We start from the raw sequence: 14,128 nt of genomic DNA on the forward strand, positions 1-14,128 counted from the left end.
CGGCTCCTGCCCGGTCGGTATCTGCGACAGCACCGCTGCCCACCTACCAGGAGGCCGTCATGAACACCTTCACCGCATCCACCACCGGCACCCGCGACGACACCGCCGCGGCGCCCTCACGCACCGCCCGCATCGCAGGCCTGATCGTCAGCGGCCTCGTCGTCCTGTTCCTGCTGTGGGACTCGATCATCCACATCGCCAACGTCTCGCAGGTGCAGGAAGCGATGGCCGATCTCGGGTTCGATCCGAGCCTCAACCGCGTTTTCGGCGTGGTCCTGCTGATCTGCCTGATCGCCTACGTCCTGCCGCCCACCGCGATCCTCGGCGCCGCACTCCTCACCGGCTATCTCGGCGGTGCTGTCGCGACGAATCTGCTCACCGAGCAGCCGATCGTCAGCACGACTCTCTTCCCGATCTACACCGGAATTCTGGTATGGGGTGGATTGTGGTTGCGCGACATCGGAGTTCGTCGCATCATGCCGGTTCGCCCGTCGCGGTGACGACGACGAACGGCCCCACCTCGGTCACGGTGAATCGGGGATCGTAGAACAGTTCCTTGGGGAAGGTCACCGTGTACCGCCGCACATTGGGATCGTTCGGGTAGACGTCCTCGGCCAGACGCAGCGTGTAGCCCTCGGCGCCCTGCCGGAAGACGACGGCGTCGGGGGCTCTCCACGGCAACTCCTCCCAGGCGGCGAGCAGTTCGCCGGGGGAGGAGAGTTCCGACCACTCCTCGATCGCTGCGGCCCGCGCGGAGAACTCCGCCAGCGGGTTGGCGTAGTGCGAGGTCAGGGCTTGGAAACCGAAGTACGGGTAGTAGGCGAGGAAGGACGTGTCGGCCGTGAGGACCACGTGGTCGTCACGCTCGCCGCCCAGCTGGGACAGCAGGACGTCGTCCACCTCGGCGTAGTAGGACGCGGCTCCGGCGGGTCGCTGGTCGGCGCGTTCACCGGCCCCGTCGGTGTCGGTGTAGGCGACGGTGATCTCGCTCCCGAGCACCTGGGGGATGTTCTGGGTGAACGCCAGCGCACCGAGAGCACCCACCGCCACGAGAACCCTGCGCACGCGCGGATTCTCGCTGGTCGCCAGGCTGATCCAACGCGAGAAGTCGACGAAGGCGAATGCGCCTGCCGCAGCGAGCAGTACGAGCAGGATGACCTCGAGACGGAACGCAAGCAAGGTGTTGCCCACGGCGGTCAACGCCATCGAGGCGAGGTACCACAGGTAGACCGCGATCACCCCGAGCCCGAGCGCCTGCGCCCGATGCGACGACGACGCCCGGCCCACGAGCCACACGGTGCCCAGCAACGACAACAGTCCGATCAGGGACATGTGGAACATCGGCAACGGCAGTCGCGCACCGGCATCGGGGAGATAGTGGGTCGCGGTCCCGGACTCGGACGGGGGATTACCGCCCAGCACGTCGAACACGAACGGCGCCCACACGATCAACGCGACGAGCACCGCGATCGACGCCATCACCACGAGACGGACGAGCACCGGAAGGACCGCGCGCCACGACCCGGTGGCGCGACGCGCGAGGTACGCCGCGACGACGGCCATCACCGTCACCGCGAACGCCGCGATACCGAGATAGAGGGTGTAGAAGGTCGCGGCGAGACCGAGGAACAGGCCCGTCCCCACGACGGCACCCCAGCCCTGTCGTCCCCGGCCACCGCGTGTAGCGGGCAGGAAACCACCCCAGGCCAGCACCAACGCCGGCGCGACCAGCACCGCGATCACCGCTCCGTAGGGTTCCGGCGAACCGTAGGCCAGCACGACCAGCGTCGTCGCGGTGGCGGCGAGCACCGCCAGATCGGAGCGGACCAATTCGGACCACAGCACCAGCGCGACGACCGCCGCGACCGCCAGCGAACCGATCGCATACGGCTTGAACGCTTCCCAGCCGTCCATACCCAGCAGATTCGCGACACGGCCACCGATCCAGAACCACCCGGCCGGATAGAACGACGGCAGGTCGGCGTAGTTCATGTCGCGCAACGCCGCGCTGTCCGTCAGTCGCGTGAGGAACTGGGTGCGGAACTCCTGGTCGACGGAGATGCCGTGCAGGTAGAGGCGGGTCGCGGCGAGCGGCATCCCGAGGGTCGCGGTGACCAGGCCGGACAGCGCCGCCCACGACAGCACCCGCGCCCCCGTCACCCATCTGCGGCGACGCAACAGATAGATCGACAGGCCGAGCACGGCGAGTGCCGCGAACTGCATCACGGTGGTGACGGCCTGCGTCACGTTCGACGAATTGAACGCCGGCCACTGCACACGGTCGAAAGCGAACAGCCCCACCGCGGCGACGAGTGCTGCGACGAGCGCTGCGCAGACGAACTGCACGAGCGTCGAGACGGCACGGCGTAACGGGGCTACTGCTACAGGAGTGTCGGCGAGCACCCCACGAGCATAGAGATGCGTCCGCGAGACGAGTGGTGGCCCGATCCGCGCCGCCAAAACGCCGCCGTCCACCGGTCGGGACCTTCATCCTGGAAGTTGCGTCGGGAAACCGGGCTGTCGGTACCGCCCGGGGAATCCGAACGGAAGGCTCAGATCATGACAGGTAAAGCAGTTCGTGCGGCCCTTGCAACGCTCGCGACGGCGCCTCTCCTCGTCTTCGGGGCGGCGCAGGCCTCGGCGTATCCGGTGATCGAACCGGGTGCGCCCGGCGGTCCCATCGACGGCCGGTTGTACGACCACCACGGCGTCGATCCCTACCAGTGCATCGTCGTCGGGGCGCCGGGTGTCGGCTACGCGACGAACGAGGCGGGGCAGGACGGCATGGTGAACGGTGTCTTCGTGAACGAAGGGTCGATCAACCACTGGTGCTACGGGCCGCCCGGGATGATCCACAGCGGAACCGGCTACGTCCGGTAGACCCCGAAAAGACGACTGCCCCGCCGAAACGGGTCCGGCGGGGCAGAGGGTGCACGTCTGTCAGATCGGCAGCTTGCGGAAGATCGCGCGCGGCAGGTGACGCAGCACGATCATCACGAACCGGAAGGTGCCCGGCGCCCAGACGATCTCCTTGCCGCGATCGGAGGCCGCGACAGCGAGCTTCGCGACATCTTCCTTGTTCACGGTGAGCGGGGCCTCGTCGACGTGCGCGCTGAACTGCGTGCGCACCTGGCCGGGGCGCACGACGGTCACGCGCGGCCCGAACGGGCGCAGCGCCTCACCGAGTCCGAGGAAGAAGCCGTCGAGGCCGGCCTTGGTGGAACCGTAGACGAAGTTGGCGCGCTTGACGCGCTCGCCGGCAACCGACGACATCGCGATGATGCGCCCGAAGCCCTGCGCCTTCATCTTCTCGCCCACCAGCACACCCACGGAGACGGCGGCCGTGTAGTTGACCTCCGCGACCCGCACGGCCTTGCTCTGGTTCTGCCACAGCTCCTCGGCGTCGGCGTCCAGACCGAAGGCGACGATCGCGATGTCGACGTCGCCGTCCTTCCACGCCTGGTCGATGACGGCCGGGTGGCTCGCCGTGTCGAGCGCGTCGAAGTCGATCAGGTCGACCTGCGTCGCACCCGCGGACTTCGCCTGGGCGACGGCGTCCTCACGACGCGGGTCGCCGGGCAGGGCCGCGAGGATCACGCGGGCCGGTGCCTTGCGGAGGTACTCCTCGACGATGGCCAGGCCGATCTCGGAGGTGCCACCGAGCAGCAGCAGGGTCTGGGGATTGCCGACGGCGTTGATCATCAGTGGAGTTCCAACCTTCTGGACATATCGGAGGCGAAGACGTTCGTGGGGTCGACGGAGCGGCGCACCTTCAGCCACTCGTCGATCCGCGGGTACATGGCGTGGAAGGTCTCCGCGTCGGTCCGCGAATCCTTCGCGGTGTAGAGGCGACCACCGAACTCGAGGACCCGCTTGTCGAGTTCGCGCACGAACTCGTTCAGGCCCGGCTTGATCCGGAAGTCGACGCAGATGTTCCAGCCGGGGATGGGGAAGCTGAGCGGAGCCTTGTTCCCTTCACCGAACAGCTTGAACACGTTGAGGAACGAGTGATGTCCCGACGCCTGGATGTCGCGGATGATCTTCTTGAACTCCTCGACCGCTTCCGGCGGCACCACGAACTGGTACTGCAGGAAGCCGTTGGGTCCGTAGCCGCGGTTCCACTCCCCGAACAGGTCGAGGGGGTGGTAGAACGCCGTCAGATTCTGGACCTGGTTGTCGGCGTTCTTCGTCTTCCGGTAGTACAGCTCACCGATCACCGAGAAGTTGAACTTGTTGGCCAGCCCGTTCGGGAATACGTCGGGCAGGGTCAGCAGGGTCGGCGCGTCGAACTTGAGCGGGTCCTTCTGCAGCTTCTTCGGCAGCTGGTCGAGCTTCGCGAGGTTGCCTCGGGAGACTGCGGCGCGGCCGAGCTTCGGCTCCGGCGAGATGGCGTCGAACCATGCGCTGGAGTAGTCGTAGTTCGCTTCCGAACCGTCGCTGTGCAGGGCGATCGTCTCGTCGAGCGACTCGGTGCGGCGGCTGTCGGCGATGAAGTACGCCGTCTCCGTGGGGGTCATCTCGATGGTCGCGCGCAGGATGATGCCTGTCAGACCCATTCCGCCCACGGTCGCCCAGAACAGCTTGGCGTTGCGCCCGGTGGGGGTGCACGTGCGGACCTGGCCGTCGGCGGTGAGCAGGTCGATGGACTTGACGTGGTTGCCGAAGCTGCCCGCGCTGTGGTGGTTCTTGCCGTGGATGTCGGCACCGATCGCTCCACCGATGGTGACCTGGCGCGTGCCCGGCAGGACGGGCACCCACAGACCGAACGGCAGCGCGGCGCGCATGAGCTGGTCGAGGCTCACACCACCGTCCACCACGACCTTGCGGGAGTCACGGTCGATGCTGTGGATCTTGTTCAGCGCCGTCATATCGACGACGAGCCCGCCCGCGTTCTGCGCGGGGTCGCCGTAGGAGCGTCCGAGCCCGCGTGCGATCACGCCGCGCCGCAGGTGCGACGGCTTCGACTCGTTGTCTTCCGCGACCCGCGCGACCGCCTTGGCGATCACTTCGACGTCGGGGGTGGACAGCACCTCTGCGGTGGTCGGCGCAGTGCGCCCCCAGCCGGTCAGGGTGCGGGTCTGGGTGGGGAGCGGCTCGCTCGCCTGCTCCGTAGCTGTCGTGGACATCGGGATAAAGGCTACCCGTGTGTCCTGGTCACCCGGCAAGATGCTGTTCCTCACGGGCGTTACCCTCGTCTGCGTGCCGGAATCCCACGACCATGTGCAGCCGCTGCCGGAGCATCACGCCCCACTGGCTCCCGAACTGCCGTTGACCGATTCGACGGCCGACGAAGCGCTGGACCTGAAGACGCAGCTCACACGGTTCGTCCTGACCGGTGGGTTCTCGGCGATCGTCGACTACGGCCTGTACGTCCTGCTCATGGCACTGGGCGTCACGCGCGACGTCGCGAAGGCCCTGTCGTTCGTGGCCGGCACCACCACCGCCTACCTGATCAACCGCCGCTGGACCTTCAAGGCCCCGCCGAGCCGCGTTCGTTTCGCAGCCGTGGTGGTCCTCTACGCAGTGACGTTCGCCGCACAGGTCGGCATCAACCGTGTACTCAACGAAGCCCTCGGCGACGAGTGGTGGGTCACGCCCTTCGCCTTCGTCGTCGCCCAAGGCGTCGCGACGGTGATCAACTTCGTCGTCCAGCGCGTCGTGATCTTCCGCCTGCGCTGATCTGGTTGGTTCGACGGCGACATACACGGTCGGACCAACCAGATCCGAGCTGTGTGGAACCGGTCCGGCTCCTGTGGCGTCGAACCGGATATGTCACGCTCCCGAGCACACGCGATCATGGCCAGGCAGGACGGTGTCGTCACCCGCGATCAGGCGGTGCGGTGCGGTCTGAGCATCGCAATCATCGATCACTACGTGCGGTCGGGTGAATGGGTCTCACTGGTTCCCGGTGTGTATCTCCGTGCCGATCGGGAGCGGACCCCTTCGGTGCACCTTCGCGCCGCTGTCTACGGTGCGGGACGTGCGGCGACGGCATGGGGTCCGAGCGCCGCGTGGTGGCACGGAATCCTCGACAGGCCTCCCGCCCGTTACTTCGTCACCGTCCCACATGGGCGGGCCATCGTGAGGAACGGGAATGTGCACCTCCGTCGCAGGGACCTGCCCGCCGACGACATCGTGACCGTGCGCGGGCTGCGGGTCACAGGTGTACCTCTCACGGTGTTGGAGGCAGCGGTCGAGCTGAAAGAGGGTTCCGTCCTCATGGACAGAGCACTTCAACGACACACGTCGTTGGCTCTGCTGGAGCGGTCCCACCTGAGGAATCCGGGACGTCGTGGGTCGCGCGCTGCGGAGAAATTGTTGTGCACCGCCCGGGACGGCGGGCATTCCCAGGCCGAACGCATCTTCCATCGGCTGCTACGTCAGGCAGGGTTCACCGGCTGGCGTGCACACGTGATGAGCTGTGGATACGAGATCGACGTCGCGTTCGAGGCCGAACGGGTGGCGATAGAGATCGACGGCTGGGTGTGGCATCGCGACGCAGACCGTCACTGCCACGACATCGAAAGACAGAACGTCCTGATCAACGCAGGATGGCACGTTCTGCGATTCACCTGGCACATGTTGACGCAGGACCCGGACGGCGTCGTACGCCGGATCCGTGCGGCACTCGGCCGCACCCGATGATCTGGTTGTTCCGACCGCGCTGAACGCCGTCGGAACAACCAGATCTGCTATCGGGCGGTCCAGTTGGCGACGCCACGAACGGCGGTGACGCTGACGTTGCCGTCGATGGTGACGTATGCCGAGATCTCCCCGGCACCCGTTTCCGAGGGGAGCAGAGTGCTGTTGGCACGTACCCTCCCGCGCTCACCTGTGGTCTCGTTGTGCCAGTGCACGGTGCAGGGGCAGAACGGTGATCCGATTCCCCCGATCCAGAGTGGCAGTTCGGGAGAGGCGGGGTCGGTTCGGAGCACGACCGGTGCATCGATGAACGGGGTTGCGTTGCCGGCATACCCGCTCGAACCCGTATCGAGGTGCAGACCCACCGTATTGGTGAACGTGGTCCAGTTCGAGTCCGCGGAAGCGGTGGAAGTTCCGGCAACAGCGAGGCCGGCGGTAACGGCGGCTGCGACGCCGACGCTCGCTACCCGTCCGAGGGTGGTCTTCAAGTTCACGGTCGGATCCTGTCTCTTCGGTATGTCGGTGCGGAAGCACTGCCCTGGCTATCGGCAAGAGTCCCAAGATGTTACGGATCGGTGGCTGAGTCTTGTGCGTGCGGGAGACGACCCGCTTCGCGGGCGTCGGCGAGGGTGGGTGCCGCCCGGTCCTTGGCCGACAGTTCGTAGGTCAGCGACCTGCCGTCAGGTCCCGTTGTCGGCCAATCGATCCCGATCTCCGGATCGAAGGGGTTCACCTCGTGCTCACGGTCGGGGTCGTAGCCCGTCGAGCACAGGTAGACGACGGTCGAGTTGTCCTCGAGGGCGAGGAAACCGTGGCCGAGGCCCTCGGACAGGAAGATCGCGCGCCGGTCCTTCGTGTCGAGCAGCACCGAATCCCACTGCCCGAAGGTCGGCGACCCCACCCTCAGGTCGACGACAACGTCGAGCACCGACCCCGACACGCACGTGACGTACTTCGCCTGTCCGGGAGGTACATCCGCGTAGTGGATGCCGCGCAGTACTCCGGCGGCGGAGACCGAGCAGTTCGCCTGCGCCAACTCCAGGGGCCGGCCGACGGCGTCGGTGAAACTCTCCTGCTTGAACCATTCGAGGAACACGCCCCGGTCGTCGCCGAACTGTTTCGGCGTAATCTCCCACGCCCCGGCGACCTTCAGTTCGCGGTAGTGCACCTAGCGGTCCTTTCCTCGTTCGAGCAGATCCAGCAGGTAGCTGCCGTAGCCCGACTTCACCAGCGGCTCGGCCGCGGCGCGCAGTTGCTCGTCGTCGATGAACCCGAGACGCCACGCGACCTCCTCGGGCGCACCGATCTTCAATCCCTGACGTTGTTCGATGGTGCGCACGTAGTTCGACGCGTCGAGCAGCGAGTCGAAGGTGCCGGTGTCGAGCCAGGCGGTACCGCGCGGCAACACCTCGACCTGCAGTTTCCCCGCTTCGAGATAGGTGCGGTTGACGTCGGTGATCTCCAGTTCCCCGCGCGCCGACGGCTTCAGCGACCGGGCGATCTCGACGACGTCGTTGTCGTAGAAGTACAGCCCCGGCACCGCGAAGTTCGACTTCGGGTCGTCGGGTTTCTCCTCGAGCGACAGGGCGCGACCGGTGGAGTCGAACTCGATCACCCCGTAGGCCGACGGATCGGACACCCGGTACGCGAACACCGCACCACCGTCGATGTGGGCGAAGCGTTTGAGCTGGGTGCCGAGGCCGGGGCCGTAGAAGATGTTGTCGCCGAGGATCAATGCGACCGGCTCGGTTCCGATGTGGTCGGCGCCGAGCACGAAGGCCTGTGCCAGGCCGTCGGGTGAGGGTTGGATCGCGTAGGTGATGTTCACGCCGAACTGCGAACCGTCGCCGAGCAACCAGCGGAACTGTCCGGCGTCGTGCGGGGTGGTGATCATGAGGATGTCGCGGATCCCGGCGAGCATGAGCGTCGAGAGCGGGTAGTAGATCATCGGCTTGTCGTAGACGGGCACGAGTTGCTTGCTCACGCCCTGGGTGATCGGATGCAGACGCGAGCCCGTCCCACCCGCGAGGATGATTCCGCGCATGTCGGACAGTCTCGCATGAGTAGGCTTGCGCCAATGAGGCTGCTCGTCACCGGTGGTGCCGGTTTCATCGGCGCGAACTTCGTCCATCAGACCGTCGCGGAACGACCCGACACGCAGGTCACCGTGCTCGACAAGCTCACCTACGCCGGCAATCGCGCCTCCCTCGACCCCGTCGCCGACACGATCACCTTCGTCCAGGGCGATGTCGCCGACGCCGAGCTGGTCGACCGGCTCGTCGCCGACACCGATCTGGTGGTGCACTTCGCCGCCGAATCCCACAACGACAACTCGCTGGCGAACCCCGCACCGTTCGTGCAGACCAATCTCGTGGGCACCTTCACCCTGCTCGAGGCCGTCCGCAAGTACGACGTGCGTTATCACCACATCTCCACCGACGAGGTCTATGGCGACCTGCCGCTGAACGATCCGATCAAGTTCACCGAGACCACCGCCTACAATCCGTCGAGCCCCTATTCGTCGACGAAGGCCGGCTCGGATCTGCTGGTGCGCGCCTGGGTGCGCTCGTTCGGCGTCCGCGCGACCATCTCCAACTGCTCGAACAACTACGGCCCCTATCAGCACGTGGAGAAGTTCATCCCCCGCCAGATCACCAACGTGCTCACCGGTGTGCGCCCCAAGCTCTACGGCACCGGCACCAACGTGCGGGATTGGATCCACGTCGACGACCACAACAGCGCCGTGTGGACGATCATCGAACACGGCCGGCTCGGCGAGACCTATCTGATCGGCGCCGACGGGGAGACCGACAACCGCACCGTCGTCGAAACCGTCCTCGAGCTGTGCGGCAAGGGCCGTGACGAGTTCGATTTCGTCACCGATCGCCCCGGCCACGACCTGCGGTACGCCATCGACGCGACCCGACTGCGCACCGAACTGGGCTGGGCGCCCCGCTACCGCGACTTCCGTGAAGGGCTGGCCGCGACCATCGACTGGTACCGCGCCCACGAGCAGTGGTGGACGCCACAGAAACGGGCCACCGAGGCCGCCTACAGGCGCGTCGAGCGCGTTCTGGGCGGATAACCCGCGCCGTTCGGGGTGGTCCCGGCACAATTCGCGAATGGGTCGAAACACCGGTACACGACGCACACAACCGTGGAGCTCCTGTTTCCGCTGCTACTGTCGCATCGAAAACAGCGGATCGACCACGAGCGGGGAGTAGCCCGATGGAGCAGGCAGCTGCCGGCGACACAAGCACGATCGGACATGAGGCGGACACACTGGACGAGGTTCTCACCGAACCGGTGCGTCGCGACCGGCTGATCGTCCAGCGCGGTGTCTTCGCATCTCTGTCGCCGCGCGTGCCGGAGAAGATGTACGTCCACACGAAGGGTGGCGCGGCGTCCGACCGCTACGGGCTGCAGCTCGCCGACGGCGCGACCGCCCACACCAACACCTATTTCGGCCGCTTTCCCGCGACGTTCTGGCAGCGCTGGACCGACGTGAAGACCGTGAACCTGCAGCTCACCTACGGCTGCTCCGGTACGGCTGAGTTCACCGTGTGGGCGTCCGATGCACGCGGACGCGAGCGGATCGTGACGGTCGAGACGGTGTCGGGTTCGGGCGAGCTCGACCTCGAGCTGCCGATCGAACGGTTCGTCGACGGCGGTGCGATGTGGTTCTCCATCGATGCCGGCAACGGATCGGTGCTCGTCTCCGACGCGCGCTGGACGGTCGCCGCTCCCGAGCACCTGCGTCCCGCGGCTGTGGTCATCTGCACGTTCAACCGCGCCGACGACTGCACCGTCACCGTCGGCACTCTCGCCTCGGACGACGGGGCGATGGCCGACATCGAAGCGGTGTGCATCGTCGACCAGGGCACCGACCAGGTGCGCTCGCGCTCGGCGTTCGCCGAGGTCGCCGACAAGCTCGGCGACAAGCTCATCTACCTGACCCAGCCGAATCTCGGTGGTGCGGGTGGCTTCTCGCGCGGCATGTACGAGATCACCGGTTCCGCCAAGGCCGAGCACGCCAACGTCATCGTCATGGACGACGACATCCTGTGCGAACCCGAATCGGTGTTGCGTCTCAACGCTTTCGCGAACATGACGGTGCAGCCGACGATCGTCGGTGCCCAGATGCTGTCGCTGAGCAATCCCCAGGTCCTGCACGTCTCGGCCGAGCGTGAGGTGCTCGACGAGATCACCGCCGGCGCACTGACTCCGGGTGCGCGCATGGGCATCGACCTCGTGAAGAAGAAGCAGGACATGCGTTTCGACGCCGGCTGGAACGGCTGGTGGACCTGCCTGCTGCCCGCCGAGATCATCGCCGACTGCGGTCTGCCCATCCCGCTGTTCTTCCAGTGGGACGACATCGAATACGGCATCCGTGCCCGGTACGCGGGGCATCCGACGGTCACCCTGCCCAATGCGGGTGTGTGGCATGCCGACTTCTATCTCAAGGACTACGACGACTGGGCGCGCTATTTCAGCATCCGCAACGGCCTGATCGTCTCGTCCATCTACGGGCGCTTCGACGGTAACGACATGTCGAAGTACCTGTTCCGCAAGATCAGTGAGCTCATCGTCTCGATGCAGTACGGTCTCGCCGCGACCTTCATCAAGGCTGCGGAGGACTTCCTCGCCGGACCGGACTTCCTCTACGACGGCGGCCAGTCCGTGCTGAAGGAACTGCGCGAACTGCGCGACCGCTATCCCGAGACGAAGCCGCTTCCGGCCGCGCAGGTGGGCAAGGAATCCGATCCGCACACGCAGATGTCGGTCTGGCAGTTCGAGCCCGACAAGAAGCGCGAGGGCCTGGTGCTGCTCAAGCGTGCCGTGCAGCAGTTCGCCGGCAAGGTCGACCGCCGGACGGTCACCGTTCCCGCTCACTTCGCATCGTGGTGGCACGTGTCGTTGTTCGACAAGGCCGTCGTCACCGACGCCTCGCAGAACGCCGTGCGGGTGCGTCACCGCGACAAGGACACCGCCGTCGACCTCGCGAAGCAGGCCGCGAAGGTGTGCTGGCAGCTTCGCAAGGAAGCGCCCCGGATGAAGACGGTCTGGCAGGAAGCGCTCCCCAAGCTCACGAGCCGCGAGAACTGGGCGCGCCTGTACGGCATCGACGGGTAGACCGTGAGGGCATGGTCGTTTCCCCTGCTGATCGGGGTTGCGACCGTGCTCGTCGCAGGGGCGTTCTCGTGGGTCCCCTCGCTGTGGTGGGACGAGGCCGCCACCATCTCGAGTGCCGACCGGTCGGTCGAGGGGATGCTCCGCGTCCACACCCGGATCGACGCCGTCCACGGCCTGCACAATCTGCTGCTGCACTACTGGTTCTCCCTCGTGGGCGTCGACGAGTTCACCGCCCGCCTGCCCGGTGTGCTCGCGCTCGGGGTGGGTGCCGCAGCCGTCACGGCGACCGGCCAGGTGCTGGCGGGTCGTCGCGTGGGGATCGCCGCCGGGGTGCTGTTCGCGCTGTCGCCGCGGGTGACCTGGGCGGCCACCGAAGCGCGGTCCTATGCCTTCGCTGCGGCGCTGGTCGCGGTGTTGTCGCTGCTGGTCGCGCTCGGCTGCGCGACCGGCCGTAGACGGTGGTGGGCGCTGTACGCCGTCGTCCTGCCGGTCGCGACGGTGATGTTCGTGTACTCCGCGACGGTCGTTGTCGCGCATCTCCTCACCGTGCTGGTCCGTGGTCGTGGGCGCGGTGCGTTCCTGTTGTCCGCAGGGGTGGGCGCGGCCTTGTCGACGCCGTTCGTCCTGCTCGCCTATTCGCAGGCCAAGCAGGTCGCCTGGATTCCTCCGCTCGACTCGACGATCGTCCGCACGATCGCTCTCGATCAGTGGTTCCCGCAGGCCCCGTGGACGGCCGCCTTGTTCGCCGCGATCGTCGTCGCCGGGGTGATCGCCGCGTGCCGTCGTGGCGCGGAGCCTGGGGAGCGGACCCTGCTGTGGCTCGCTGTGCCGGGTTTCGCCGTGCCCATGGTGCTGTTGCTCGGCTACTCGCTGCTCGAGGACAACATGTACCTCGAGCGCTATCTGTCGTTCACGGTTCCCGCGATGGTGCTGCTCGTGGGCTGGGCGGCGGCCCGCATCGCAACCCGCTGGTGGTCGATGCTGGTGGTGCTGACTGCGGTCGCCGTCAGCGTTGCGCCGGCCTACGTGCAGCAGCGACAGCCGTTCGGCAAGGCCGGCGGGATGGACTACAGCGTGATCGCCGACCGGCTGGTCGAACGCTCCGAACCCGGCGACTGTGTCGCTTTCGAATCGCGCGTCTCGTGGGCACCGACCTCACTGCGCGCGGTCGTTGACGCCCGGCCCGACGCGGTGGAAGGACTCGACGACGTGGGGCTCGGCTACGACGCCGTCGACCGCGTGAACCTGTGGTCGACCGACGCTCCGCCGCCGGAACTCGCCCGACGCGCGGCGGCCCGATGCGAGGTGCTGTGGGTGGTCGCCGACGGCGAGCGCGAGACCGGCTTCCGGGTGTGGCACCCGAACAACGTGTGGTGGCGGTTCGAACCCCACCGGTTCACCGAGACCGACACCTACCGGGAGCTCGAGGCCGTCGGTTTCCGGATCACCGACCGGGAGCCGATCCACCGTTCACAGCTGGTCCGGCTCGAACCGGCTCAGACCCAGTAGGCGACGCGCGAGCGGTAGTTGCGCAGCGCGAGCAGGGCGATACCCCAGCCGACGACGGTGATGATCAGGACGATGACCCAGTGGTAGAGCTGCTGGTCGCCGCCGAGCAGTGGGGTCCGCACGATGTCGAGGAAGTGGTAGAGCGGGTTGATCTCCGCGATCCGCGCCCGCCCCTCGTTGCCGGTGCCCTCGAGCGTCTTCTCCGTCCAGATGATCGGTGTCATGAAGAACAGCAGCTGGACGATGCTGCCGAGCAGCGGCGCGATGTCGCGGTAGCGCGTGGCGAGGATGCCGAACACCAGCGACACCCACACCGCGTTGATCGCGATCAACGCCAGCGCCGGGATGGCGAGGAAGGCCGTCCAGTACAGCTGACGTGGGAAGAAGATGAAGATGCCGATGTAGATGACGATGTTGTGCGCGAACAGGATCATCTGCCGCCACACCAGCCGGTAGACGTGCACACTGAGCGGCGTCGGCAGCTGTTTGATCAGGCCCTCGTTGGACATGAACACGTCCGCGCCCTCGAGGATCGACCCCTGGATCAGGTTCCAGATGATGAAGCCGAGCGCGACGTACGGCAGGAACTCCGGGACATCGAGGTTGAACAGCGTGCCGTAGAGCACACCCATCGCGATCGCCGACACACCCGTGGCGATCGTGATCCAGAACGGGCCGAGCACCGACCGGCGGTAGCGCTGCTTGATGTCCTGCCAGCCGAGCAGCAACCACAGTTCGCGGTGGTTGAAGCCTTCGCGCAGATCCTGGAACGCGCGCCGGAACGAACGTGAGGACGACTCGATGGGTTCGTCGTCGACGGTGAGGGCATCAGACACGGGTCCCG

The 14,128-nt window shown here is 66.6% G+C and carries 14 protein-coding genes; 7 read left to right on the top strand and 7 right to left on the bottom strand.

Translation table 11 applies throughout. The annotated features are described in order from the left end of the window. The first annotated feature begins 59 nt into the window (after nt 1-59). A complete protein-coding gene (locus tag RBB84_RS22155) occupies nt 60-500 on the top strand; it encodes a DoxX family protein (RefSeq protein WP_064257662.1) in 441 nt (146 codons plus the stop codon). Here RBB84_RS22155 and RBB84_RS22160 read toward each other — a convergent pair. Further along, the gene (locus tag RBB84_RS22160) at nt 475-2,403 is read right to left on the bottom strand and encodes an arabinofuranosyltransferase (protein WP_197481954.1); all 1,929 of its coding nucleotides are present in this window, start codon (nt 2,401-2,403) and stop codon (nt 475-477) included. The genes RBB84_RS22155 and RBB84_RS22160 overlap by 26 nt on opposite strands. A 156-nt stretch (nt 2,404-2,559) precedes the next feature. Between RBB84_RS22160 and RBB84_RS22165 the strand changes: the two genes are divergently transcribed. Continuing rightward, nucleotides 2,560-2,880, top strand: a complete 321-nt coding sequence (locus tag RBB84_RS22165) for a hypothetical protein (RefSeq protein ID WP_350246864.1) — start codon at nt 2,560-2,562, stop codon at nt 2,878-2,880. 60 nt (nt 2,881-2,940) lie between these two features. Here the strand turns inward: RBB84_RS22165 and RBB84_RS22170 are convergent, their stop codons facing one another. Further along, entirely contained in the window at nt 2,941-3,702 is a 762-nt protein-coding gene (locus RBB84_RS22170) for a decaprenylphospho-beta-D-erythro-pentofuranosid-2-ulose 2-reductase (RefSeq protein WP_006553461.1), read from the bottom strand. After that, nucleotides 3,702-5,126 (bottom strand): FAD-binding oxidoreductase, encoded by a 1,425-nt coding sequence (locus RBB84_RS22175; protein ID WP_019290337.1) that lies wholly within the window; start codon nt 5,124-5,126, stop codon nt 3,702-3,704. The genes RBB84_RS22170 and RBB84_RS22175 overlap by 1 nt, the downstream gene beginning before the upstream one ends. Nucleotides 5,127-5,145: 19 nt before the next feature. On the opposite strand from RBB84_RS22175, the gene RBB84_RS22180 reads away from it, so the two are divergent. Both RBB84_RS22180 and RBB84_RS22185 read left to right on the top strand, forming a co-directional pair. After that, a complete protein-coding gene (locus RBB84_RS22180) occupies nt 5,146-5,679 on the top strand; it encodes a GtrA family protein (protein ID WP_006553463.1) in 534 nt (177 codons plus the stop codon). A 90-nt stretch (nt 5,680-5,769) separates the two neighbouring features. Then, complete coding sequence (locus RBB84_RS22185; protein WP_033097832.1) at nt 5,770-6,645, top strand: DUF559 domain-containing protein; 876 nt, start codon at nt 5,770-5,772, stop codon at nt 6,643-6,645. 47 nt (nt 6,646-6,692) lie between these two features. Here the strand turns inward: RBB84_RS22185 and RBB84_RS22190 are convergent, their stop codons facing one another. The 3 genes from RBB84_RS22190 to rfbA all read right to left on the bottom strand — a co-directional run bounded on the left by RBB84_RS22190 (nt 6,693) and on the right by rfbA (nt 8,686). Continuing rightward, a complete protein-coding gene (locus RBB84_RS22190) occupies nt 6,693-7,136 on the bottom strand; it encodes a hypothetical protein (protein ID WP_064257664.1) in 444 nt (147 codons plus the stop codon). A 71-nt stretch (nt 7,137-7,207) separates the two neighbouring features. Next, entirely contained in the window at nt 7,208-7,810 is a 603-nt protein-coding gene (rfbC, locus tag RBB84_RS22195; protein WP_064257665.1) for a dTDP-4-dehydrorhamnose 3,5-epimerase, read from the bottom strand. Then, a complete protein-coding gene (gene rfbA / locus RBB84_RS22200) occupies nt 7,811-8,686 on the bottom strand; it encodes a glucose-1-phosphate thymidylyltransferase RfbA (protein ID WP_019290334.1) in 876 nt (291 codons plus the stop codon). 33 nt (nt 8,687-8,719) lie between these two features. Between rfbA and rfbB the strand changes: the two genes are divergently transcribed. The 3 genes from rfbB to RBB84_RS22215 all read left to right on the top strand — a co-directional run bounded on the left by rfbB (nt 8,720) and on the right by RBB84_RS22215 (nt 13,284). After that, on the top strand, nt 8,720-9,727 hold the full coding sequence (gene rfbB / locus RBB84_RS22205; protein ID WP_350246867.1) for a dTDP-glucose 4,6-dehydratase: 1,008 nt from the start codon (nt 8,720-8,722) through the stop codon (nt 9,725-9,727). Nucleotides 9,728-9,870: 143 nt separating this feature from the next. Beyond that, nucleotides 9,871-11,775: a glycosyltransferase gene (locus tag RBB84_RS22210; RefSeq protein WP_006553469.1), complete on the top strand. Its 1,905-nt coding sequence runs from the start codon at nt 9,871-9,873 to the stop codon at nt 11,773-11,775. Between the two features lie 3 nt (nt 11,776-11,778). Beyond that, on the top strand, nt 11,779-13,284 hold the full coding sequence (locus RBB84_RS22215) for a glycosyltransferase family 39 protein (RefSeq protein WP_350246869.1): 1,506 nt from the start codon (nt 11,779-11,781) through the stop codon (nt 13,282-13,284). Here the strand turns inward: RBB84_RS22215 and RBB84_RS22220 are convergent. After that, entirely contained in the window at nt 13,272-14,120 is an 849-nt protein-coding gene (locus RBB84_RS22220; protein ID WP_006553471.1) for an ABC transporter permease, read from the bottom strand. The two genes, RBB84_RS22215 and RBB84_RS22220, sit on opposite strands and share 13 nt — an antisense overlap. Nucleotides 14,121-14,128 lie beyond the last annotated feature (8 nt).

The organism is Rhodococcus sp. D-6 (assembly GCF_040256695.1).
Classification (GTDB): Bacteria; Actinomycetota; Actinomycetes; order Mycobacteriales; family Mycobacteriaceae; genus Rhodococcus; species Rhodococcus pyridinivorans.

What these genes read in the sequence shown, in the direction of transcription:
- rfbA (WP_019290334.1), bottom strand. Translation starts at nt 8,686, where the DNA reads ATGCGCGGAATCATCCTCGCGGGTGGGACGGGCTCGCGTCTGCATCCG.
- rfbB (WP_350246867.1), top strand. Translation starts at nt 8,720, where the DNA reads ATGAGGCTGCTCGTCACCGGTGGTGCCGGTTTCATCGGCGCGAACTTC.
- RBB84_RS22170 (WP_006553461.1), bottom strand. Translation starts at nt 3,702, where the DNA reads ATGATCAACGCCGTCGGCAATCCCCAGACCCTGCTGCTGCTCGGTGGC.
- RBB84_RS22165 (WP_350246864.1), top strand. Translation starts at nt 2,560, where the DNA reads ATGACAGGTAAAGCAGTTCGTGCGGCCCTTGCAACGCTCGCGACGGCG.
- RBB84_RS22210 (WP_006553469.1), top strand. Translation starts at nt 9,871, where the DNA reads ATGGAGCAGGCAGCTGCCGGCGACACAAGCACGATCGGACATGAGGCG.
- RBB84_RS22185 (WP_033097832.1), top strand. Translation starts at nt 5,770, where the DNA reads ATGTCACGCTCCCGAGCACACGCGATCATGGCCAGGCAGGACGGTGTC.
- RBB84_RS22155 (WP_064257662.1), top strand. Translation starts at nt 60, where the DNA reads ATGAACACCTTCACCGCATCCACCACCGGCACCCGCGACGACACCGCC.
- RBB84_RS22175 (WP_019290337.1), bottom strand. Translation starts at nt 5,126, where the DNA reads ATGTCCACGACAGCTACGGAGCAGGCGAGCGAGCCGCTCCCCACCCAG.